This window comes from Exiguobacterium sp. s26, assembly GCF_018618235.1.
Taxonomy (GTDB): Bacteria; Bacillota; Bacilli; order Exiguobacteriales; family Exiguobacteriaceae; genus Exiguobacterium; species Exiguobacterium chiriqhucha.
In genome coordinates this window covers 143,327-163,724 of the sequence record NZ_JACSLS010000005.1, presented here as the reverse complement: position 1 = coordinate 163,724, position 20,398 = coordinate 143,327, and the positions used below count along the sequence as shown (strand labels likewise).

Annotated in this window: 23 protein-coding genes; 18 read left to right on the top strand and 5 right to left on the bottom strand. The window is 52.4% G+C overall.

Annotated elements, in window-relative coordinates; genetic code table 11:
• The first annotated feature begins 1 nt into the window (after position 1).
• The 7 genes from celB (at position 2) to KNP82_RS09935 (ending at position 6,584) form a co-directional block, all read left to right on the top strand.
• On the top strand, positions 2 to 1,312 hold the full coding sequence (gene celB / locus KNP82_RS09965) for a PTS cellobiose transporter subunit IIC (protein WP_058765536.1): 1,311 nt from the start codon (positions 2 to 4) through the stop codon (positions 1,310 to 1,312).
• 32 nt (positions 1,313 to 1,344) lie between these two features.
• Positions 1,345 to 2,769 carry a glycoside hydrolase family 1 protein gene (locus KNP82_RS09960; protein ID WP_029596336.1) on the top strand — a complete coding sequence of 475 codons (1,425 nt, stop codon included), beginning with the start codon at positions 1,345 to 1,347 and terminating at the stop codon, positions 2,767 to 2,769.
• A gap of 80 nt (positions 2,770 to 2,849) precedes the next feature.
• Positions 2,850 to 3,578, top strand: a complete 729-nt coding sequence (locus KNP82_RS09955) for a GntR family transcriptional regulator (protein WP_131471682.1) — start codon at positions 2,850 to 2,852, stop codon at positions 3,576 to 3,578.
• Positions 3,579 to 3,617: 39 nt separating this feature from the next.
• Entirely contained in the window at positions 3,618 to 4,292 is a 675-nt protein-coding gene (locus tag KNP82_RS09950; protein WP_214827770.1) for an ABC transporter ATP-binding protein, read from the top strand.
• Positions 4,289 to 5,296: an ABC transporter permease gene (locus KNP82_RS09945; RefSeq protein ID WP_131471678.1), complete on the top strand. Its 1,008-nt coding sequence runs from the start codon at positions 4,289 to 4,291 to the stop codon at positions 5,294 to 5,296. Before KNP82_RS09950 ends, KNP82_RS09945 begins: the two co-directional genes overlap by 4 nt.
• Positions 5,293 to 5,904: a class I SAM-dependent methyltransferase gene (locus KNP82_RS09940; RefSeq protein ID WP_029596332.1), complete on the top strand. Its 612-nt coding sequence runs from the start codon at positions 5,293 to 5,295 to the stop codon at positions 5,902 to 5,904. The genes KNP82_RS09945 and KNP82_RS09940 overlap by 4 nt, the downstream gene beginning before the upstream one ends.
• Positions 5,905 to 5,921: 17 nt before the next feature.
• Positions 5,922 to 6,584, top strand: a complete 663-nt coding sequence (locus tag KNP82_RS09935; protein ID WP_214827768.1) for an NAD(P)H-dependent oxidoreductase — start codon at positions 5,922 to 5,924, stop codon at positions 6,582 to 6,584.
• Positions 6,585 to 6,621: 37 nt separating this feature from the next.
• Here the strand turns inward: KNP82_RS09935 and KNP82_RS09930 are convergent, their stop codons facing one another.
• Both KNP82_RS09930 and KNP82_RS09925 read right to left on the bottom strand, forming a co-directional pair.
• Positions 6,622 to 7,257 carry a nitroreductase family protein gene (locus KNP82_RS09930; RefSeq protein ID WP_214827765.1) on the bottom strand — a complete coding sequence of 212 codons (636 nt, stop codon included), beginning with the start codon at positions 7,255 to 7,257 and terminating at the stop codon, positions 6,622 to 6,624.
• Positions 7,254 to 7,700: a MarR family winged helix-turn-helix transcriptional regulator gene (locus KNP82_RS09925; protein WP_021068009.1), complete on the bottom strand. Its 447-nt coding sequence runs from the start codon at positions 7,698 to 7,700 to the stop codon at positions 7,254 to 7,256. Before KNP82_RS09925 ends, KNP82_RS09930 begins: the two co-directional genes overlap by 4 nt.
• Before the next feature lie 181 nt (positions 7,701 to 7,881).
• Between KNP82_RS09925 and KNP82_RS09920 the strand changes: the two genes are divergently transcribed.
• From KNP82_RS09920 to KNP82_RS09885, 9 genes are all read left to right on the top strand, one after another.
• Entirely contained in the window at positions 7,882 to 10,074 is a 2,193-nt protein-coding gene (locus tag KNP82_RS09920) for a malate synthase G (protein ID WP_251128709.1), read from the top strand.
• On the top strand, positions 10,071 to 10,367 hold the full coding sequence (locus tag KNP82_RS09915) for a hypothetical protein (protein WP_029596327.1): 297 nt from the start codon (positions 10,071 to 10,073) through the stop codon (positions 10,365 to 10,367). The genes KNP82_RS09920 and KNP82_RS09915 overlap by 4 nt, the downstream gene beginning before the upstream one ends.
• Positions 10,368 to 10,433: 66 nt before the next feature.
• Positions 10,434 to 11,714, top strand: a complete 1,281-nt coding sequence (gene aceA / locus KNP82_RS09910; protein ID WP_408584493.1) for an isocitrate lyase — start codon at positions 10,434 to 10,436, stop codon at positions 11,712 to 11,714.
• A 147-nt stretch (positions 11,715 to 11,861) separates the two neighbouring features.
• Positions 11,862 to 12,569 (top strand): iron-sulfur cluster repair di-iron protein, encoded by a 708-nt coding sequence (gene ric / locus KNP82_RS09905; RefSeq protein ID WP_029596325.1) that lies wholly within the window; start codon positions 11,862 to 11,864, stop codon positions 12,567 to 12,569.
• Positions 12,570 to 12,676: 107 nt separating this feature from the next.
• The gene (locus KNP82_RS15545; protein ID WP_251128708.1) at positions 12,677 to 12,970 is read left to right on the top strand and encodes a molybdate ABC transporter substrate-binding protein; all 294 of its coding nucleotides are present in this window, start codon (positions 12,677 to 12,679) and stop codon (positions 12,968 to 12,970) included.
• A gap of 14 nt (positions 12,971 to 12,984) precedes the next feature.
• Positions 12,985 to 13,371, top strand: a complete 387-nt coding sequence (gene modA / locus KNP82_RS15540; RefSeq protein ID WP_251128707.1) for a molybdate ABC transporter substrate-binding protein — start codon at positions 12,985 to 12,987, stop codon at positions 13,369 to 13,371.
• A gap of 38 nt (positions 13,372 to 13,409) precedes the next feature.
• Positions 13,410 to 13,787 (top strand): ABC transporter permease subunit, encoded by a 378-nt coding sequence (locus KNP82_RS09895; protein WP_251128706.1) that lies wholly within the window; start codon positions 13,410 to 13,412, stop codon positions 13,785 to 13,787.
• Positions 13,721 to 14,146, top strand: a complete 426-nt coding sequence (gene moaC / locus KNP82_RS09890) for a cyclic pyranopterin monophosphate synthase MoaC (protein WP_029596323.1) — start codon at positions 13,721 to 13,723, stop codon at positions 14,144 to 14,146. Before KNP82_RS09895 ends, moaC begins: the two co-directional genes overlap by 67 nt.
• A complete protein-coding gene (locus KNP82_RS09885; RefSeq protein WP_029596322.1) occupies positions 14,143 to 15,153 on the top strand; it encodes a ThiF family adenylyltransferase in 1,011 nt (336 codons plus the stop codon). Before moaC ends, KNP82_RS09885 begins: the two co-directional genes overlap by 4 nt.
• A gap of 37 nt (positions 15,154 to 15,190) precedes the next feature.
• Here KNP82_RS09885 and KNP82_RS09880 read toward each other — a convergent pair whose 3' ends face one another.
• Positions 15,191 to 16,216: a polysaccharide deacetylase family protein gene (locus KNP82_RS09880; protein ID WP_029596321.1), complete on the bottom strand. Its 1,026-nt coding sequence runs from the start codon at positions 16,214 to 16,216 to the stop codon at positions 15,191 to 15,193.
• Between the two features lie 278 nt (positions 16,217 to 16,494).
• On the opposite strand from KNP82_RS09880, the gene KNP82_RS09875 reads away from it, so the two are divergent.
• On the top strand, positions 16,495 to 17,250 hold the full coding sequence (locus KNP82_RS09875; RefSeq protein WP_214827760.1) for a FixH family protein: 756 nt from the start codon (positions 16,495 to 16,497) through the stop codon (positions 17,248 to 17,250).
• Between the two features lie 32 nt (positions 17,251 to 17,282).
• Here the strand turns inward: KNP82_RS09875 and KNP82_RS09870 are convergent, their stop codons facing one another.
• Entirely contained in the window at positions 17,283 to 18,908 is a 1,626-nt protein-coding gene (locus KNP82_RS09870) for an ABC-F family ATP-binding cassette domain-containing protein (protein ID WP_021068037.1), read from the bottom strand.
• Between the two features lie 130 nt (positions 18,909 to 19,038).
• On the opposite strand from KNP82_RS09870, the gene KNP82_RS09865 reads away from it, so the two are divergent.
• The gene (locus tag KNP82_RS09865; protein ID WP_214756418.1) at positions 19,039 to 19,650 is read left to right on the top strand and encodes a stage II sporulation protein M; all 612 of its coding nucleotides are present in this window, start codon (positions 19,039 to 19,041) and stop codon (positions 19,648 to 19,650) included.
• 23 nt (positions 19,651 to 19,673) lie between these two features.
• On the opposite strand, the gene KNP82_RS09860 is transcribed toward KNP82_RS09865, so the two are convergent.
• Positions 19,674 to 20,396: a DNA/RNA nuclease SfsA gene (locus KNP82_RS09860; RefSeq protein ID WP_214756417.1), complete on the bottom strand. Its 723-nt coding sequence runs from the start codon at positions 20,394 to 20,396 to the stop codon at positions 19,674 to 19,676.
• Positions 20,397 to 20,398: the final 2 nt, after the last annotated feature.

Here is a 20,398-nt window from a genome sequence, read left to right as displayed (position 1 = left end):
AATGTTCTTATTGATCAGCAAGTTGCTCATGCCGATGGCGACTTACTTGAACAACAGTCGGTATTTGCAAGTATTACGGGATGCGTTCATGCTCGCGTTCCCGATTACCATGTTCGGTTCAATCGTCGTCGTTATTGCCAACTTGCCGTTCTTAGACAAGTTCATGTCGGAAGGGACGCTGAATGCGTTCAAATCGTCACTCGGTAACGCCCCATCGGCCACGATGGGAATCATGTCAATCTTCGTCGTTTTCGGTATTGGCTATTATCTTTCGAAAAGTTACAACGTCGAAGCCGTCTTCGGTGGGGCGATTTCGCTCGTATCGTTCCTCTTGTTGACACCGTTCCTCATTGAAGTCGAAGGAATGACAGAAGCGGTCGGTAACGTCCTCCCGCTTGATCGTCTTGGCGCCAAAGGAATGTTCCTCGCCATGATTACAGGTTTCCTCTCAGGTGAGATTTATCGATTCGTCGTTCAAAAGAACTGGACGATCAAAATGCCGGACGGCGTACCGCCGGCGGTTGCGAAGTCGTTCTCGGCGCTCGTTCCGGCCTTGTTGACGCTCACAGTCTTCTTGCTCCTCAACATTGGTGTGACGAGCTTGTTCAATACGAACTTACATGACGTCATCTTCAACGTCGTGCAACAGCCGCTCGTTAAATTGGGTAACGGTCTCGTCCCAACGTTGATCGCCATCTTCTTCGTCCAATTGTTCTGGTTCTTCGGGTTGCACGGACAAGTCATCGTCAACTCGGTCATGGATCCGATTTGGAATACGTTGTCGCTTGAAAACTTGAACGCGTACACGGCGACCGGAGATGTGCCGAACATCATCAGTAAACAGTTCGTCGAAATCTATACGGTCGGCCTTGGTGGCTCCGGCTCGACGCTTGCCGTCATCGTAGCGATTTTGTTGTTCTTGAAATCGAAGCAGTTGAAACAAATCGGGAAACTGTCACTCGGACCAGGGATTTTTAACGTCAACGAACCGGTCATTTTCGGTCTGCCGATCGTCATGAACCCGCTCATCATGATTCCGTGGATTGTCGCCCCACTCATCACGGTCACGGTCACTTACTTTGCGATGTCGACAGGGCTCGTCCCGCCGCCGACAGGGGTCGCGGTACCTTGGACCGTCCCGATGTTCATCAGCGGGATGATGGCGACGAACTCACTTGCCGGAGGTTTGCTACAACTCGTCAACTTCTTGATCATCTTGGCGGTCTGGTTCCCATTCCTTAAATTTATTGACCGTTTGAACTTGAAGAAAGAACAGGAAGAAGCCGCTAACCATAAAGACGAAGCGGTATGAATGAGAAATAGAGAATAAGGGAGAGAAAGTTTATGACGAACCCGACAGAAACGAAAACATCAGCAGCAGTGACGTATCAATTCCCGACCGATTTTTGGTGGGGGACGGCCTCTTCGGCGACGCAAATGGAAGGTGCGGCGTTTGAGGGAGGCAAAGGCTTAAATATTTGGGATTATTGGTATATGCAACAGCCGAACCGATTCTTCAATGGCGTCAGCGCGACGGAGGCGTCTAACTTCTATCATTTGTACGAGCAAGACATCGCACTCATGAAGGAGCTCGGACATAACACGTTCCGTTTCTCAATCTCGTGGTCACGTCTATTCCCAGAAGGCGTCGGTGAGGTGAATGAAGAGGCGATCACGTTCTATAACAATGTGATTAATTGCCTCATCGATCATGACATCGAGCCGTTCATCAACTTGTATCACTTCGACATGCCGATGGCGCTTCAAGACCGAGGCGGCTGGGAGTCACGTGACGTCGTCGACGCTTACGTACAGTTCGCGAAGACGTGTTTCGAACTTTTCGGAGACCGTGTGACGACATGGTTCACCCATAACGAACCGATCGTACCGGTCGAAGGCGGCTATTTGTACGATTTCCACTATCCGAACGTCGTCGATTTCAAGCGTGCCGTTCAAGTCGCTTACCATTCGATCATATCGAGCGCGCTCGCCATTCAGGCGTACCGGGAGCGGGAACAGGCCGGTCAAATCGGAATTATCCTGAATTTGACGCCGTCGTATCCGCGCAGCCAACATCCGGCCGATCTGAAGGCGTCACGCTTGGCCGACGCGATCTTCAACCGCTCGTTCTTGGACCCGTCCGTGCTCGGGACGTTCCCTGAAGAACTCGTCGACGTGTTACAGGAACAAGGCGCGATGCCGGAGATGCAACCTGGAGACTTGGATCTCATTCGGGCGAATACGATCGACCTCCTTGGCATCAACTACTATCAACCGCGTCGGGTCAAGGCAAAGGCGTCGCTACCGAATCCTGATGCGCCGTTCCTACCCGAGAATTTGTTCGACTTCTATGAGATGCCGGGTCGCAAGATGAACCCGTATCGTGGTTGGGAAATTTATGAGCAGGGCGTCTATGACATCTTGATCAACTTGAAAGACAACTACGGTAACATCCCGTGTTTCATTTCTGAGAACGGGATGGGCGTCGAAGGAGAAGAACGTTACCGTGACACCGACGGCAGCGTCCAAGACGACTACCGGATCGATTTCATTCGCGAGCATTTGAAATGGACGCATCGGGCGCTCGAAGAAGGTGCGAACGTGAAAGGGTACCATTTATGGACGTTCATGGACAACTGGTCATGGAGCAACGCCTATAAGAACCGCTATGGGTTCGTCGGTGTCGACTTGGCGACCCAAGAGCGGACCGTTAAAAAGTCTGGTCACTGGTTCAAACAAGTGATTACCAATCATGGATTTACAGAATAATAGGAAAAGCTGACAAGGACCTACTCTTTGTCAGCTTTTTTTGATATATTATTTGTATATGTCTATACATGAGGTGGAATATGTCTACAAAGAAAAAACCAAAATATGAATCGATTGCGGATGAGATTCGGCATCGGATCAATGAACAGGCTTATGAACTCGAAACACCGCTCCCAGATGAGATTCAATTGGCAGAAGAATTTGGTGTCAGCCGTATGACGATGAAGCGCGCTCTCGAAATTCTCGTGATGGAAGGCTTGATTTATCGGAAGCGTGGCAAAGGGACGTTCATCTTGCCGGCCAGTTTCCAAAAAGAACGCATCAACATCATCAGTAAAGAGACGAGAGGATTGACGCAAGTCATCGGCGACCGCAGTTTGCGCAGTGAAGTGCTCGATTTCGAAGTGAAGTTCCCGACCCAGGAAGTCGCCGACCATTTGATGATTGAGCTGACGGAACCAGTCTATGAGATTCGTCGTGTCCGCTATGTGGACGAAGAGCCGTATGTCATCGAATTGACGTACATGGTCGCCAATCTAATTACAGGACTGTCGCGTAAAATTTTAGAGAAGTCGGTCTATAGCTACATCCAACAGGAGCTCGGTTACACGATCACGAGTTCACACAAGATGATTCGAGCCGACAAGCCTGACGAGTACGACCAACGCTACTTGAAGAATGACATTACCGACCCAATCATCGAAGTCGAACAAGTCGTTTACTTGAGTAACGGGAAGCCGTTCGAATATTCATTCGCCCGGCACCGCTATGACAGGTTCGTTTTCTCTTCGGTCAATATCGTTCGATGACGTCGCCTGAAAAGGCGACTTTTTGCGAAGGAGGTTCGAATGGACGTTCACATTGAACAAGCCGGGTATGAACACGGTGAGTCGGTCATTGAGGACATCGAATTTGAGGTCCGGCCGGGCGAAATCGTCGGGATGATTGGGTCGAACGGGGCCGGGAAGAGCACGACGCTCGCCTGTCTCACCGGAACGATCCCGTGGATGCGTGGAACGGTGCAAATCGACCGCTACGCCTACATCCCGGAGCAACCGGTGTACTATGACTATTTGACGCTCGAGGAACATATCGCTCTCGTGTTGGAATTGACGGACGTTGATAATCGTGAGCGGACGGAAGAACTGATCCGGTTGTTTCGGTTCGAGACGGTCCGCCACGACTATATCGCCTCGTTCTCAAAAGGGATGAAGCAAAAAGCGATGATTCTCTTGGCGCTCATCCAAGAAGCGAAGTTTCTCCTTGTCGACGAACCGTTCGTCGGACTCGATGCGACGACGACGATCCAGCTGCTTCGTTTACTTGAAGCGGAACGCCGTCAAGGCACCGGGGTGCTTCTCGTCACCCACGTCCTCGACACGGCAGAGCGGTTATGCGACCGCTTCGTCTGGATCGATGACGGACGCATGCTCGCAAGTGGGACGAAAGATGAATTGCGTCTCAGCCTGCAAACCGAAGGCGAGTCGCTGTTCGACATGATGGAAGATGTGGCCATGCGATGAATGAACATCAGCTATTCGTTAGACGTGTCCGCACCCATGTGACCAAACAGTGGAAGACGTGGCGGCTCATCTTGGATTGGACAGTCGTTCTGTACGGCGTCATTCCGTTCGCCATCTTTCTCGGGTATCAATACCGATTGCTTTGGCAAGGCGAAATCGAGTGGGTGAGTCAGGTGCCGATGTTCGTTTGGGCACTTGGAATTGGAATCGTACTCCTTAGAAATCCGTTTTTCGTCTGGGTCGAACGGGCGGACGTGACACTGGTGGCCAAACGTTCTTTGATTCACAGATTGAAGCACGATTCGTTGCTTTATCACGCCATCAAACTAGGTTCAACGCTCCTCTTTGTCCTATTGGTGTTCATCCCCGTGCTTTGGCTTGACGGTTGGCCCGTTGTCTCTATATCCGCATTTGGGATCAGCCTCCTGTTTTTGACCGGGCTTCATACGTGGATCCGTTATCAGTTGACGGTCCGGCGCAGCCATTGGATGTTACGAGTTACGGTGACGTGTGTAACGTTCGTTTGTATGTATGCGCTCCTCATCGACTCACCTTTATGGTCGGCCGTACTCGGCAGCGGCCTCGTTGCATTTGCGATGTATGTCGGAGAAGGGTGGCTGTCACGCCACCCATATCTTAGCCAAGAACTCAAACGTAGTGAGGCGTTGCGTACCGCCTTTGACCGGGCATTATTATCGACGTCGGGCGCCATCGAGAAGCCGAGCCGGCGCAAACGTCCGCTCTATCGACCGAGACCGAATCGGTTTGGGACCGCCCGGCGCACGTCGGCCATTTTACTCTATATACGGACGCCGCGTCATCGGAACTTATGGCTGCGTCTCATCCCGCTTGCCGTCACGGGGATGCTCCTCGTACCGAGCTGGTTCAAGTTGCTCATCCCGCTCTACGTCGGCTATGTGATGTGGCAAGAACGACAGGCGTTCAAACAAGAGATGGAGCGTCATCCGTTTTTCCGCGCCATCCAAGAAAGGACAGATTTATGACTGAACAAGACTATGAACGATTGCTTCAAATCGAGACGGCGAAACCGCAACAAGGGTTCCCGGCCTCGGCCGAATACCACCGCTATGAACCGACTCCTTATGAGGCGCTCGACTTGTTGCGTGACGCCTATCCGCTCGCGGCCACGGACACGGTCGTCGACTTCGGCTCGGGGAAAGGGCGCCTCCCGTTTTATCTCGCCTATACGTTCCGAGTTCGGGCCATTGGCATCGAAATGGATGGCGGCTTCCACGAAGCGGCACTTGAGAATTGGATGAACTACGCCAAGAAACACCGGACGCGTGGCAGTGTCCAGCTCGTCCGCGGCTACGCCGAACAGTTTGAGGTGCCGGCTGAGGCGAACCGCTTTTATTTCTTCAACCCGTTCTCGGTGAACGTGTTCCGGCAGGTCGTTGCGAACATCATCGAGTCGGTCGAGCGCGCACAGCGTCCGGTCGACCTCATCCTCTATTATCCGGCCGATGAGTACTTACATTTTTTGAATGACGAGACGCCTTTCCGCTACGTACAGGACGTTCGCTTGCCGTTAAAGAATCTCCATGAGCGCTTTCTTATTTATCGTTTTGATATGATGGAGTCATCTTGGTAAATGGGGAGTGGATCATCGTGAAGAAAGAAGATATTTTAGATGCGTATCGTTGGCGTCAAGCGACGAAAGAGTTCGACGCGGACCGCAAAATCGATGAGGACGATTTCGAATTCATCTTGGAGACAGGCCGCCTGTCACCAAGTTCGTTCGGTTTCGAGCCTTGGCAGTTCGTCGTCGTTCGTCGCGAAGACTTGCTCCAAAAGATTAAAGACCATGCTTGGGGAGCGCAAGGACAGGCGTTGACGGCAAGCCATTTCGTGTTGATCTTGGCGCGGACGCCTGAAGCGATGCGCTACGACTCGGACTATATCCGTCATATCGTCACGGACGTCCAAGGACGGACGGAAGACGAGTACGCCCTTCGGGTAAAACGTGTCCGTGAGTTCCAAGAACAAGATTATCGACTGTTGGACGACGAGCGTGTGTTCCAAGAGTGGATTAAACGCCAAACGTATATCCCGCTCGGCAACATGATGACGGCCGCTGCCCAAATCGGCGTCGACTCATGCCCGATCGAAGGGTTCAATCAAGCGGAGATTGACGAATTATTGATTTCAGAAGGCGTCATGGAACGAGGCGCCTGGTCGCTCTCGGTCATGGTCGCGTTCGGACATCGGGCCCGTGACTTCGCGCCGAAGACACGCCGTGACTTCAATGAGGTCGTCAAATACATCGGATGAAAAAAAAGCTCAAGCGCCGAGGCGCTTGAGCTTTTGCTTATTTCCAGTCGGTGATGCGGTCGATTGGGAAGCGGACCGATTGGTAACCGTCTTCCGCGGCTTTTCCGATTGAGAGGAGCATGACCGGAAGGTAGCGCTCTTTCTCGAGGCCGAACGCTTCAGCGATGTTCGCTTTGTCGTAGCCACCGATCGGGTTCGTGTCATAGCCGTGGGCGCGGGCGACGAGCATGAGCTGCATCGCGACGAGACCTGAGTCGAGCAAGATACTGTCTTTGATTGACTCTTTTGGCGCGTCCTTGAAGATGCCTGTAATCATGTCGACTTGGCGGTCACGGACGTCTGAAGGCATGAGGCCACGTTCAACGGCCGTATCGAAAATCTCTTCTGTGTAATCGGCCATTTGATAATCGGCGAAGATGGCGATGACGGCAGATGACGTCTCGACTTGGCGTTTGTTGAAGCTTGCGAGCGGGAGGAGCGTGTCTTTGCCTTCCGCGCTATCGATGACGACGAAGCGCCACGGCTGCAGGTTAAGTGAAGATGGAGCCGTCGTCGCTTCCTCCAAGATTTGTGTCATCTCTTCTTTCGAGATTTTGACGTTCTCGTCATAGACGCGAATCGAGCGGCGTCCTTTGACGATCTCCATAAAGTCTTTTTGTGTAGTCGTGTTCATATAAGGGTCTTCCTTTCGTGTTGAATGTTGGTTTGTAATGTATTTAACAATTCGAGTAGCTGTTGTTGATCCTCTACCTTCATGTTTACAAAAAGTCGGTCCGATAAGCACTTCTTTTGCTCGGTCCAATGTGCAATCCGCTCGCGACCGTCATCCGTCAAATCGACAAAGATGACCCGATTGTCTTGAAGACATCGTTCGCGCGTGATTAAGCCCTGTGTCTCGAGCTGTTTCAAATGACGTGTGATGGCGGCATGGTCGACTCCGACCCGTTGTTGCAGTTCACGTTGACGTAACGGTCCGACGTGATGCAAGTTGCTCAAAATATCGAAGCGGGTCGAACTGAGTCCGTCCATTTCCGTATCGAACAGTTGGGCGAGTTCTTTTTGTACGGTGATGACGTGGTAAAGGATTTCGTCGCTGAGCGAACAGGCGTCGCGCATGAGACATCCTCCTTAAAACTAATTGATAAATCAATCATTGATAGGTCACACAATTCATCCTAATCGGTTTGAAGAGAGAAGGCAAATAAAAAGATTCAAAAAAACTGTTGTCAAACTGTTATATAATAGTCTATATTAAAGTCAACTGATATATAACAATTGAATGGAAGGATGTGACGGCTTGGAACATTACAAACAAGTAGGTACTTATCACGTACATGAAACGTTGCTCGACTTCATCTCGGCTCGTATATTGCCTGACGAAGAGGCACACCGACAATTTTGGCCTGGGGTCGGGCGCCTACTCGATGAGTTCATTCCTCGGAATGAGTCACTGCTTCACGAACGTGAGTCGTATGAGCGACTATTACAGGAATGGTACAGCGAGCACAAGCAAGCCTTCGACCTGGAAGACTATGAGCGTTTCCTTCGGTCCATCGATTACATCGAAGCGACCGTCCCTGATTTCAGCATCGACGTTTCAGGTGTCGATTCAGAGGTTAGTAGGCAAGCCGGACCACAGCTCGTCGTTCCGCTCGACAACGCGCGCTATGCGTTGAACGCGGCGAACGCCCGCTGGGGAAGCCTGTATGACGCCTTGTACGGAACGGACGTCATCGACGAAGAGGACGGGAAAACGAAGTCGAGTGGTTATAATCCAGTCCGAGGTGAAGCGGTCATCGCCTACGCCAAACAGTTTCTCGACGATACATTTCCGCTCCGGGAGGGCTCGCACGAAGAAGCGAACGGCTATCTCGTGTCAGAGGGCAGGCCATACGCCATCATCGAAGGGAACCGCATCGCGTTTCAAGACGATTGTCTCGTCGGCTATGTCGGGGAAACGAGTGATCCGAATAAGCTCTTGCTCGTCCATAACGGGATTCACGCCGAGTTGCAGTTTGACCGGGACCACCCAATCGGACGGGTCGATCGAGCAGGGCTCATTGACATCGAACTCGAGTCCGCCTTGTCTGCCATCGTCGACTGTGAAGACTCGGTTGCCGCTGTTCGGGCGGAAGACAAGGTCCACCTTTACGCGAACTGGCTAGGCCTGATGGACGGGACGCTCGAAGCAACATTCACGAAAGGAGGTCGGCCGCTCACTCGGAAGTTGAACCCTGACCGGAAGTATGTCGGGAAAGACGGGCGTGAAGTCACGCTTCCGGGCCGATCGCTCCTCTTTATTAGAAACGTCGGGCATTTGATGACGACAGACTTGATGCTCGACGCGGAAGGGCGTGAAGTACCGGAAGGGATCTTGGACGGGATTTTCACTGCGCTCATCGCGAGCCGCCATCTTGATGCCAGACGAAATTCCCGCGAACGCTCCATCTATATCGTCAAACCGAAGATGCATGGATCTAAGGAAGTCGCGTTCACGAACGACTTGTTCGATGCGATTGAAGATGTACTCGAGTTACCGCGTCACACGCTCAAAGTCGGCGTGATGGACGAGGAGCGACGCACGTCGCTTAATTTAAAGAACTGTATCGAGCAAGTGAAGGAACGCATCGTCTTCATCAATACCGGATTCCTCGACCGGACGGGCGATGAGATTCACTCCTCGCTCACGCTCGGACCGATGCGCAAGAAAGGCGAGATGAAAACATCGGAGTGGCTCGATGCTTATGAACGTCTGAATGTCCAGATCGGGCTTGACGCAGGATTCCATCAACGCGGGCAAATCGGGAAAGGGATGTGGGCGATGCCCGATCGGATGCGCGACATGATGCGTGAAAAAAGCAATCATGTCCGGTCCGGGGCGACGACGGCTTGGGTGCCGTCCCCGACGGCGGCCACGCTTCATGCGCTGCATTACCATCAAGTCGATGCGTTTGACGTTCAGCGTGAGTTGGCGAATCGTTCGTTTGATCCAGCAACTGAGCGAGGGCGTCTGCTCGAGGTACCACTCGCCACGCGTCTCTATACAGATGAGGAAGTGAACGAGGAACTCGAGAACAACCTGCAAGGGTTGCTCGGTTACGTCGTCCGTTGGGTCGAGCAAGGTGTCGGTTGCTCCAAAGTGCCAGATATTCATCATGTCGGGTTGATGGAAGACCGAGCAACGCTTCGTATTTCGAGTCAACATGTCGCCAACTGGCTATACCATGGAATCTGTAGCCGTGAACAAGTCGAAGCGACGCTTTACCGGATGGCCGAGGTCGTCGACGCGCAAAACGCGGAAGATCCGCACTATCGTCCGATGGCGCCAGATGTAGACTGCTCCATCGCCTATCAAGCGGCGAAAGAGTTAGTGTTCGAAGGCGATGCATCACCAAATGGATATACGGAACCAATCCTGCACCGGCGCCGCCGACAGTTTTTACAACAAGTGACATTAGAACCGAATTTAAAAGGAGGAGCATCATCATGACAACGAAAAAAATCGAAAGCGAACAGTTGATTGAACGTTGGGTCGTCCGTCGGATCGTCTCGGGGGAATCGACAGCGGCGCTCGCTAACACGGCGTTCGTCTATGGGAACGATTTGATGCGCCTCGTGCTCGACCGGGCCGACGGGTCGCTCCAAATCATGAGAGAGCCGGTCGAAGAGGTCGTCATATTCCGTAAACCAGAAGATCGTGACGAAGAAAACGTCTGTCGTTGCTGCGGCATGGAGCACTCGTCATTCAAAGCGGCGCTCGAATGCTGTGCATACTTGGATTAAGCTCGCATTATCTGTTATATAACAAACGGTAAATATATAAGTTAATATAATACAGGAGGAATGGATATGAACGAACAACAAATGCAGCTAGAGGATATGTTACAGTCGGAACGGTTTAACGGGGTCGAACGTCCATATGGAGTCGAAGACGTGATGAGACTTCGGGGATCGGTACTAATCGAGCATACGCTCGCGACAAAAGGAGCGGAACGGTTATGGGAGTTACTCCACGAGCGGGACTACGTCCACGCGCTCGGGGCGTTGACGGGGAACCAGGCCATCCAGCAAGTGAAGGCGGGTCTCGAAGCCATCTATTTGAGCGGATGGCAAGTCGCCGCCGATGCGAACTTGTCGGGGCACATGTACCCGGACCAAAGCCTGTACCCGGCTAACTCGGTGCCGAGCGTCGTCAAACGGATTAACCAGGCGCTTCAACGGGCCGATCAAATTCAAACGGCGGAAGGGAAAGGCGATACGCATTGGTTCGCCCCGATCGTCGCTGACATGGAAGCCGGTTTCGGCGGTGTGCTCAACGTGTTCGAGTTGACGAAGGCGATGATTGAGGCGGGTGCAGCCGGCGTTCACTTAGAAGATCAACTGTCGTCGGAGAAGAAGTGCGGTCACCTCGGCGGCAAAGTGTTGCTGCCGACACAGACGGCCGTGAAAAACTTGATTGCCGCACGTCTCGCGGCAGACGTCATGGGGGTGTCGACGATTATCGTCGCCCGGACCGACGCCCACGCCGCGAACTTGATTACGAGCGACATCGACCCAATCGATCATCCGTTCATCGTCGGCGACCGGACGCCAGAAGGGTTTTATCGGACCGAGGCAGGAATCGAACAGGCGATCGCACGCGGTCTCGCCTATGCACCGTACGCCGACCTCGTCTGGTGCGAGACGTCCGAGCCTGATTTGGACGAAGCGCGTCAATTCGCGGATGAGATTCATGCGAAGTATCCGGGCAAACTTCTCGCTTACAACTGTTCGCCGTCATTCAATTGGAAGAAGAAGTTGTCGGATGACGAGATCGCAACGTTCCAACAAGAGATTGGTGCGATGGGATACAAATTCCAATTCGTCACGCTCGCTGGCTTCCACTCGCTCAACTTCGGCATGTTCGAACTCGCACGCGGGTATAAAGACCGCGGGATGGCCGCCTACTCGGAACTGCAACAGGCCGAATTCAGTGCAGAACAGCACGGTTATACGGCGACACGTCACCAACGTGAGGTCGGGACCGGGTATTTCGATGAGGTGTCTCTCGTCATCTCGGGAGGCCAGTCGTCAACGACGGCGCTGACCGGATCGACCGAGGCAGAACAATTTGAAGCGCCGTCCCATTAAGCGTCGCCCCTCCACAAGAGGGGCTTTTTTTGTGTCCAAATTCAGAACGCGTGCATCCTGTTCACTTAAATGTGACGTATTTCACATTTTTGTCGTCAAACTTTTGCTACGCTGAACATGTCAAAATGAATATGGAGGTTATGACAGATGACACAGACATTCACGGGCGATACGCACGTATCTGAAATCGTCAAACAATGCCCGCAAGCGGCAGACATTTTCAAACGGAACCGAATCGATTTTTGTTGTGGCGGCAACCGGCCACTCGCTGAAGCGACTGACAAATCGAAACGGTCGACGGAAGACATTTTAGAAGAAGTCAATGCGCTCTATCAACGCAAGCAAGAGATGAACGAGAAGAGCATCGATTGGGATGCTGCTTCTTCATCGGAATTGATTGAGCACATCATTTATAAGCATCACCAGTTTTTGACGGACGAATTGCCACAGCTCACACCATATGTGACAAAAGTGTTCCGGGTTCACGGACAAAACCATCCGCACCTCGGACGCATTCATCAACTGTTCAATCAATTGAAAGTGGAACTTGAACAACATATCGTCAAAGAAGAGACAGAAGACTTCCCGACGTTGCTTCGTCACGAGACGGCACCGACAGCTGAAACGAGACGGGAGCTTGATGACATCTTGGCCTCGCTCGAGTCAGAACACGCGGCAGCCGGTGACATTTTAAAAGAGTTGCGTCAAATCACGAACGACTATACGCCGCCTGAAGGAGCGTGTGGGACGTATCGTCTTGTCTATCAACGGTTAGAAGCGCTCGAATCGGATACATTTGAACACATTCATCTCGAAAACAACATTTTATTCCCGCGGGCGCGCACGTTCGCTTAAGCAGTGGCACACCTCTACTTACGTGGGGGTGTCTTTTTGTGACGTTTGATACAGATGGGAGGCAAATCAAGCGCTACGATAAAGGGGAGGCAAAGGAGTGATTAATCATGAAACGGGTGAGTGGAGTCATCGTAGGGGTGACGGTCGCCTTATTACTAAGTCAAGTCTGGTCGAGTTCAGATTCGGAGGACACCACCGTGACCATTTTGGCGGCGGCAAGCTTAGGACCGGCTTTAGAAGCGGTCGAGCGACAACTTGAAGCGGAATTCGATGGGATCGACGTTCGGGTCGTGACGAACGGGAGCGGCGCCTTGCGAGCACAAATCGATCACGGGTCTCCGGCAGATATCTTTTTAGCCGCGAGCGTTGAGATGTCGACCGATTACAAATCCCGATTCTAGAGCGGGATGCGTTTTTGCATAACGAGCTGTGGCTCGTGACACCGAAAGGGAATCCGTGCGCGGAGACGTGGGACGACTTAAACGCATGTGCTCGGATCGTCATCGGTGACCCGGTCAATGTCCCGGCCGGTCGCTACGCGAAAGCGGCGCTAGAAGTGGAAGGCGTGTGGGAAGAAGTGGAACCACGAATCATGTTCGCCCAGAATGTGAGACAAGTGTTGACGCTCATCGAACAAGGCGACGCCAATGCGGGATTTGTCTATAAGACGGAACTGACGACGGGTACGATCGCGTATCCGGCGGTCCGATTGACGCACAACCCATACGTGCGCGATGTTTACGCGCGTTTGTTTGACGATGATATCCAAGCTCACTTTTTAGCGAAAGGATTTTCTAAATGACGCAATCTCCACTTTAACTCACATTCGAAGTCGGGATGATGGCGACGGTGAGCGCCTTCGTCCTCGCCTTCGGAGCGGCCTATTTCATGCATCACCGTCAATTCAAAGGAAAGCGGCTGCTGGAGACGGTGTTTTTACTGCCGCTCATCTTGCCGCCGACAGTCATCGGACTATACGCCTTGATTGTCCTTGGGAACAACGGGATCGGCGGATTGTTGCCGATTACTATCTTGTTCACCAAACAGGCGAACGTCATCGCGTCCGCCTTGGCCGCGTTCCCACTCATCTACCAAACGATTCGTCTCGGTCTCAAACAACTCGATGCGGAATGGTATGAGGCCGGACGCGGATGGTCGATGTCTCGGATAAACCGGAAACGACACGTACTACTCGGGCCCGTACATCAGTTGAACTGAGCGGTGAACTCAAACAACTCATCACGGATGGGGGTCTTGCAAAAGGGGATGTACTCGCTGTCGCTCAAGTGGCTGGCATCATGGCCGCCAAAGAGACGAGCCGCATCATTCCGATGTGTCATCCGCTCGCCTTGAAAAAAGTCGATTTGACGTTCGAATGGGACGGGACACAGCTCATCATCGAGTCGTTTGTGAAGACGAAAGGCGATACCGGTGTCGAGATGGAGGCGTTGACGGCAGCAATGGTCGCTGCCTTGACCGTGTACGATATGACGAAAGCAGTCGATAAAGGCATCGTCATCGGACCGACATACTTGCTCGAGAAACAAGGCGGGAAGTCAGGGGACTACATCCGATGACACCTGTCCCAGAACGTTACGCGCGGCAGGCCCGGTTCCACGGCATCGGGGTGGAGGGCCAAGAACGTCTGATGGAGAAACGCGTGCTCGTCGTCGGTCTCGGCGCGCTCGGGGCGGCCGTTAGCGATCAACTTGTTCGGGCCGGCGTCTCGCTCATCCTCGTCGACCGCGACTACGTCGAGGTGACGAACTTACAACGACAGACGCTCTATACGGAACAGGACGCACGTTCCGAGACGCCGAAAGCGGTCGCAGCGCTCGAACGCCTGCGGGCCATCAACTCAGACGTTGAGTTGGACGCTCAAATCGCCGATGTCTCGTGGGATTGGCTTCGGCCTTTGCCGTCCGTTGATCTCATCTTGGACGCAACCGATAACGTCGAGACGCGTCTTCTATTGAACGATTTCGCACTCGAGCGTGGCATTCCGTTCTTGTTTGCCTCTTGCGTCGGGGCATACGGCATGAACTACACAGTGATGCCGGGAGAAGCGCCGTGTCTTCGTTGTCTCATGCGTCATTTGCCGCTAGCCGGGCAAACGTGCGCGACAGCGGGGGTGGTAGCGCCAATCGTTCAACATGTGGCAAGTCGTCAAGCCGTTGAGGCATTGAAATATTTGACGGGGCGTCATGAAAAGATGGAACGTCGACTCTTGATTGAAGATATGTGGGAAAACCAGTCACAGCGACTAGATGTCGCACGTCTCGTCGATGTGTCTTGTCCTTCTTGTCAAATTCACGACTATCCGAGCCTCGTCCCGAATCGGCAACAGACAGCACTCCTCTGTGGGCGTGACGTCGTCCAAGTCCGTCGGTCCATCGAAGGGCTTGAACCAATCGCACATCAACTCGAGCGTGCGGACATCGCTGTGAAACAGACACCGTTCACATTAGAATGGCGATGGCGGAATCATCGGATGCTTTTATTTAAAGACGGTCGTGTGCTCGTCCATGGAATTGATGACGCGAACGTCGCAATCGCGATGGTCGATGAGTGTCTTGGCGCATAAAAAAGTGTCCCCCGAAAAGCGGAGGACACTTTTTTGGTTAGCGTGGGATTGTAAGCACTTGCCCGACGCTAATCAAGCTGACGTTCGTAATATTGTTGGCGGCTGCAATCTTAGCGACGGTCGTTTTGTACAAAGTGGCGATCTTATAGAGCGTGTCACCCGATTTAACCGTATACTTGACGGTCGTCGTAGGTGGAGGAGTTACAGTGGTACCCGGGATGACGAGCACTTGTCCGACATAGATGAGACTGTAGTTTGTAATTTTGTTGGCCGCAGCGAGCGCAGCGACTGTGACGTTGTAAGCTCGGGCGATGCTATAAAGGGTATCGCCTGATTTGACGGTATACGTTTTGCTAGTAGATGTGTTTTGGTAAGCGAGCAATTGCGAGACGGTGACGAACTTGTAGCCTTTCGCTTTCAACTGGGCAATCATCGTCGGCAAGGCGAGTGGTGTACCTGGAGCGCCGGCACCGGTGTGCATCAAGACGATTGAGCCTGGTTTGATGTTCGCCTGTACTTTCGTATTGATTTGGCTAGCAGTGACTCCTTTCCAGTCCACGGTATCGATGTTCCATTGAATCGTATAACCGTAGCCGGCAGCGCCGACTCCGCTCAACACGGCGCTATTGACGGCGCCGAACGGTGCCCGGAAGATTGGTTTTGTCGTTTTGCCAGTAAGCGATTTAATGAGCGCTTCCGTCCGATCAAGTTCTGATTTCATTTGCGTGGCGGTCAACTTTGTGAAGTCTGGATGGGTATACGAATGGTTACCGAGTTGGTGACCTTTAGCTGCGATGTTTTTAATGTATTGAGGATGGTTATTGGCGCCTGATCCAGTCAAAAAGAAAGTGGCTTTGACGTTGTTCTTGGCAAGTATGTCCAAAATCTTATTCGTATTCGCACCATCCGCCCCGTCATCGAACGTCAACGCGACAACTTTACTCGTCGTATTCACGCTCGTGATGAATTTCGAAGCGGCGGCGTCAGCCGATTTTGGATAAGCGACTAACGGTGCCAACATGATCAACAAGGCCATCAACACACGTACAAACTTGCTCTTCATTTTGGTTTCGCCTCCATTCTTGGGTGTATGTATCTTGATGTTAAGGCTTTCCATATATTGAGCTGTGTATATATTTTATATACCCCCTTTTAGTGGTAAACATCGTCTAACCCTAAAAATAGGGAAAGGAATTTTTGGATAATGACTCTCAATATTTGTGTTCGATTTATGAGTGACCAACGTGTCAAATATCACACAATCCTCACACATTTCCTAAAAAAGGGTGCTATCATGAACAATGTGTGAAGAATGTAAGCGATTGAATAGGGGGATTCAACATGAGTAAATCAATGAAACGGTTCGGGGTGGCATTTGGTCTCGTCGGTCTGTTCGTCCTTGGGGCGTGCGGAGCCGATGAAACGGTCAGTGGCACGGAGACGGTGCAGTCGATGGAACCGGTAGAAGCAGAATTAAACGTTCCGGCCACGGCGGACAAAGACGAGACGGTCACGTTGGCGGTTCGCGTCACACAAGACGGTGAAGCGGTCGATGATGCCGACGAGATTAAGTTCGAGGTCTGGAAAAATGGCGCCAAGGAAGAGAGTGAGATGACGAAAGCGTCGCTCACAGAAGATGGAGTCTACGAGGCGGAGACGACGTTTGTCGAAGAAGCAGTTTACACGGTGCAAGTCCATGTGACGGCCCGTTCGATGCATACGATGCCGACGACTAACGTTACGGTCGGCCATCCGGAGACGGCGGCCGAGGCTGAGACTGAAGCTGAGCAAGACCATCACAACCACGCGGGAGCAGACATTGTCCTTGATCCGACTCAAGCTGTCGCCAATGAAGTCCAACCGTTCACAGTCAACGTCGAAATTGAGCATGAGGCGTTGACGGGTGCGGACGTCCAACTCGAAGTGTTCAAAGACGGAGCGGACAAGCACGACTGGGTGAAGCTTGATGAAACGGAAGGCGGAAGCTATGAAGGTGAGCATACGTTCCCTGAGACCGGTACGTACAACGTTCAAGTCCATGTGACAAAAGGACACGACATCCATGAACACATCATGGAAACCGTCGAGGTCAAATAAAAAATCGATCGGCCGCGGCCGATCGATTTTTCTTATGCGTTCTGATAAAGTGATTCGACTTGTTGTTGGAGCGATTCGTTCTCGAGGAACTCGTCGTACGTCGCTTCTTTGTCGACGATCCCGTTCGGCGTCACTTCGATGATGCGCGTAGCGATCGTCGAGATGAGCTGATGGTCATGCGAGCTGAAGAGGAGTACGCCTTTGAACGTCTCGAGGCCGTTGTTGAGCGCCGTGATTGACTCGAGGTCCAAGTGGTTTGTCGGATCGTCGAGGACGAGGACGTTCGAGTTCGAAAGCATCATTTTCGAGAGCATGCAACGCACTTTCTCGCCCCCTGAGAGGACAGACGCTTTCTTCATGACTTCTTCGCCTGAGAAGAGCATACGACCGAGGAAGCCGCGAAGGAACGTATCCGACTCGTCTGCTGGTGAGAACTGGCGTAACCAATCCAAGATGCTCTTATCCGAGCCTTCGAAGTATTCTGAGTTGTCTTTCGGGAAGTAAGACTGTGTCGTCGTGACGCCCCATTTGATTGTACCTGTGTCAGGCTCCATCTCACCCATGATGATTTTGAAGAGTGTCGTGATGGCGACGTCCGAACGGCCGACGAATGCGACTTTGTCTGTCTTGTTCAGTGAGAACGTGACGTTGTCGAGTACTTTGACGCCATCGATTGTTTTCGAGACGTTGTCGACGTAGAGTACGTCATTCCCGATTTCGCGCTCCATCGAGAAGCCGACGAACGGATAACGGCGTGACGACGGACGGATATCGTCGAGCGTGATTTTATCGAGCAACTTCTTACGCGACGTCGCTTGACGCGCCTTCGAGGCGTTCGAGCTGAAGCGGGCGATGAAGTTTTGAAGTTCTTTGATTTTCTCTTCTTTTTTCTTGTTCTGGTCGTTGGCCATACGTGAAGCGAGTTGGCTCGACTCGTACCAGAAGTCGTAGTTACCGACGTACAATTGAATCTTCCCGAAGTCGAGGTCGGCCATGTGCGTACACACTTTGTTCAAGAAGTGACGGTCATGGGATACGACGATGACGGTGTTCTCAAAGTTGATCAAGAACTCTTCGAGCCATTGAATCGCCTTGAGGTCAAGACCGTTCGTCGGCTCATCGAGGAGAAGAATGTCAGGTTTGCCAAACAATGCTTGAGCAAGGAGGACTTTGACTTTCTCGCCACCTGTGAGCTCGCTCATGAGCTTGTGGTGTGACGCGTCCGTGATGCCGAGTCCTTGAAGGACCATGGCTGCTTCTGATTCGGCTTCCCAACCGTTCATCTCGGCGAATTCGCCTTCGAGTTCAGCCGCGCGCATACCATCTTCGTCAGAGAAATCTTCCTTCATATAGATGGCGTCTTTCTCTTTCATGACTTGATATAAACGCTCGTGGCCCATGATGACCGTCTCGAGTACCGCTTGGTCTTCGTACGCGTAATGGTCCTGTTTGAGGACGGCGAGGCGTTCGCCAGGCGAGAAGCTGACGTCACCTGTTGTCGTGTCTTGCTCACCGGCAAGAATTTTTAAGAATGTTGACTTCCCGGCGCCGTTTGCGCCGATCAAGCCGTAACAGTTGCCTGGTGTGAACTTGATGTTCACGTCTTCGAACAACTTGCGGCCACCGAATTGGAGACTTACGTTATTTACTGTAATCATGTATAGGATCCCTCGTTTTTCTGATTTGTTTACGACGTGTATTGTATCACGTTTTTTGAAAACGCGCAGTTGTGGGGAAAATGAAACAAACGTTGACGAGATTCGTATAGCTTGGTAAGGGGGAATTCAAATGAAAACATCGCTATCCATTCGCGAGGCATGGTCGAACTATTATCGGAAAGACTTTCTGCGCCTGTGGATGCTATTCATCATCACGGGCATCGGATCGTACTTCTTGTTTCGATCGGTCATCGCACCTAATCAAATAGACGAGATTTTAGCCCAGCTCGGGGATACGTTTGAATCGAGGGGATTGACGTTCGATTCGAGCGCGCGCGAGACGATGATCGCCTTGTTCGTGAACAATACCCGTGTCACGCTGTTTGCATTTCTATTCGGGTTGATCCCACTCTTCATTCCATACGTGTTCGTCGTCATCAACGCCGCGGTCATCGGCCTGGTCGCCATGCTCGTCGGGTTCGCTGGCGAATCTGTGATTCGGGTCATCGTGCTCGGCATCTTGCCGCACGGGATCACCGAGATCTCGGCCATCTTACTCGGAGCGGCGATGGGGTTATCGCTTAACCGTCATGTGTGGAAGAAGCTGCGCGGGAAAGAGACGGACGTCACATTCAAGGCGCTGTTTCTCGCTGGGGTGAAGACGTTCGTGTTGATTGCGGTTCCGCTCCTTGCGATCTCCGCTGTCATCGAGGCGTACGTGACCCCATTGTTATTACAGTGAAAAAGCCATCAACGATGGCTTTTTCAATTGAAGTGAGGTGTTGTCTCAACGCAACGGAGCGGGACGATGCCTTCTGCCGTGAAACGACAGTTCAATTGCCACACTTCCAGTCCATCCACGGTCGCGTCGCGAAGCCGTTGGCGAATCAAGGTGTCGTGTCTTCGGTTCGGATGACCGGTGAAGACGGGCGCGTCGTACAAGAAGACGTATAACAGCACGGCCCGACCGGTTTCCGGCAAGGTCGAGATGAGCGCCTCCAAGTGGCGGAGGAATCGTTTCGTCTCGACGGGCGCCTTGACCGCGTCTCGTGAAACATGAGGCATCGGCGTCACGAACAGTTCGGCGAGCGGGGTCTTCACTTCCATGTACACGCCATCGACGTTGAAGTCGAGGCGTGACGAGTCGATGAGGACTTCACGCTCCACGTGTTGGGCAGACGGGAAGACGTCGAGTTGTGTCGAGGACAATAGATGGGCGACATGGTCGTTGACTTGTCCTTGATGAATCCCGATCCATTGATTGTCCGTGTCCACTGAGATCGCCTCGACCGTGAACCGAGTCCGGCGTGTGGAAATCGGTGCCTCTGAGACGAGACATGGCACACCGTCAAAGACGAGGTCGCCGATTCGCCCCGTGACCGGACAGTGACACGCGACGATTTCATCGTCGAGCAAGACATCCATGATGAAGCGGTTGCGCCGCTTGACGATCGTGCCTTCCATCAACGGTCGTTCGAAACGGATCATCG

Bases quoted from the DNA above. Each gene is read 5' to 3' on its own strand.
- KNP82_RS09915 (WP_029596327.1), top strand. From the start codon at position 10,071: ATGACAACGAAAAAAATCGAAAGCGAACAGTTGATTGAACGTTGGGTC.
- KNP82_RS09930 (WP_214827765.1), bottom strand. From the start codon at position 7,257: ATGAACACGACTACACAAAAAGACTTTATGGAGATCGTCAAAGGACGC.
- KNP82_RS09955 (WP_131471682.1), top strand. From the start codon at position 2,850: ATGTCTACAAAGAAAAAACCAAAATATGAATCGATTGCGGATGAGATT.
- KNP82_RS09945 (WP_131471678.1), top strand. From the start codon at position 4,289: ATGAATGAACATCAGCTATTCGTTAGACGTGTCCGCACCCATGTGACC.
- celB (WP_058765536.1), top strand. From the start codon at position 2: ATGTTCTTATTGATCAGCAAGTTGCTCATGCCGATGGCGACTTACTTG.
- KNP82_RS09940 (WP_029596332.1), top strand. From the start codon at position 5,293: ATGACTGAACAAGACTATGAACGATTGCTTCAAATCGAGACGGCGAAA.
- KNP82_RS09880 (WP_029596321.1), bottom strand. From the start codon at position 16,216: ATGAAGAGCAAGTTTGTACGTGTGTTGATGGCCTTGTTGATCATGTTG.
- moaC (WP_029596323.1), top strand. From the start codon at position 13,721: ATGGTCGATGTCTCGGATAAACCGGAAACGACACGTACTACTCGGGCC.
- KNP82_RS15545 (WP_251128708.1), top strand. From the start codon at position 12,677: ATGAAACGGGTGAGTGGAGTCATCGTAGGGGTGACGGTCGCCTTATTA.
- aceA (WP_408584493.1), top strand. From the start codon at position 10,434: ATGAACGAACAACAAATGCAGCTAGAGGATATGTTACAGTCGGAACGG.
- ric (WP_029596325.1), top strand. From the start codon at position 11,862: ATGACACAGACATTCACGGGCGATACGCACGTATCTGAAATCGTCAAA.
- KNP82_RS09875 (WP_214827760.1), top strand. From the start codon at position 16,495: ATGAGTAAATCAATGAAACGGTTCGGGGTGGCATTTGGTCTCGTCGGT.
- KNP82_RS09870 (WP_021068037.1), bottom strand. From the start codon at position 18,908: ATGATTACAGTAAATAACGTAAGTCTCCAATTCGGTGGCCGCAAGTTG.
- KNP82_RS09885 (WP_029596322.1), top strand. From the start codon at position 14,143: ATGACACCTGTCCCAGAACGTTACGCGCGGCAGGCCCGGTTCCACGGC.
- KNP82_RS09950 (WP_214827770.1), top strand. From the start codon at position 3,618: ATGGACGTTCACATTGAACAAGCCGGGTATGAACACGGTGAGTCGGTC.
- KNP82_RS09895 (WP_251128706.1), top strand. From the start codon at position 13,410: ATGGCGACGGTGAGCGCCTTCGTCCTCGCCTTCGGAGCGGCCTATTTC.
- KNP82_RS09865 (WP_214756418.1), top strand. From the start codon at position 19,039: ATGAAAACATCGCTATCCATTCGCGAGGCATGGTCGAACTATTATCGG.
- KNP82_RS09960 (WP_029596336.1), top strand. From the start codon at position 1,345: ATGACGAACCCGACAGAAACGAAAACATCAGCAGCAGTGACGTATCAA.
- KNP82_RS09925 (WP_021068009.1), bottom strand. From the start codon at position 7,700: ATGCGCGACGCCTGTTCGCTCAGCGACGAAATCCTTTACCACGTCATC.
- KNP82_RS09860 (WP_214756417.1), bottom strand. From the start codon at position 20,396: ATGATCCGTTTCGAACGACCGTTGATGGAAGGCACGATCGTCAAGCGG.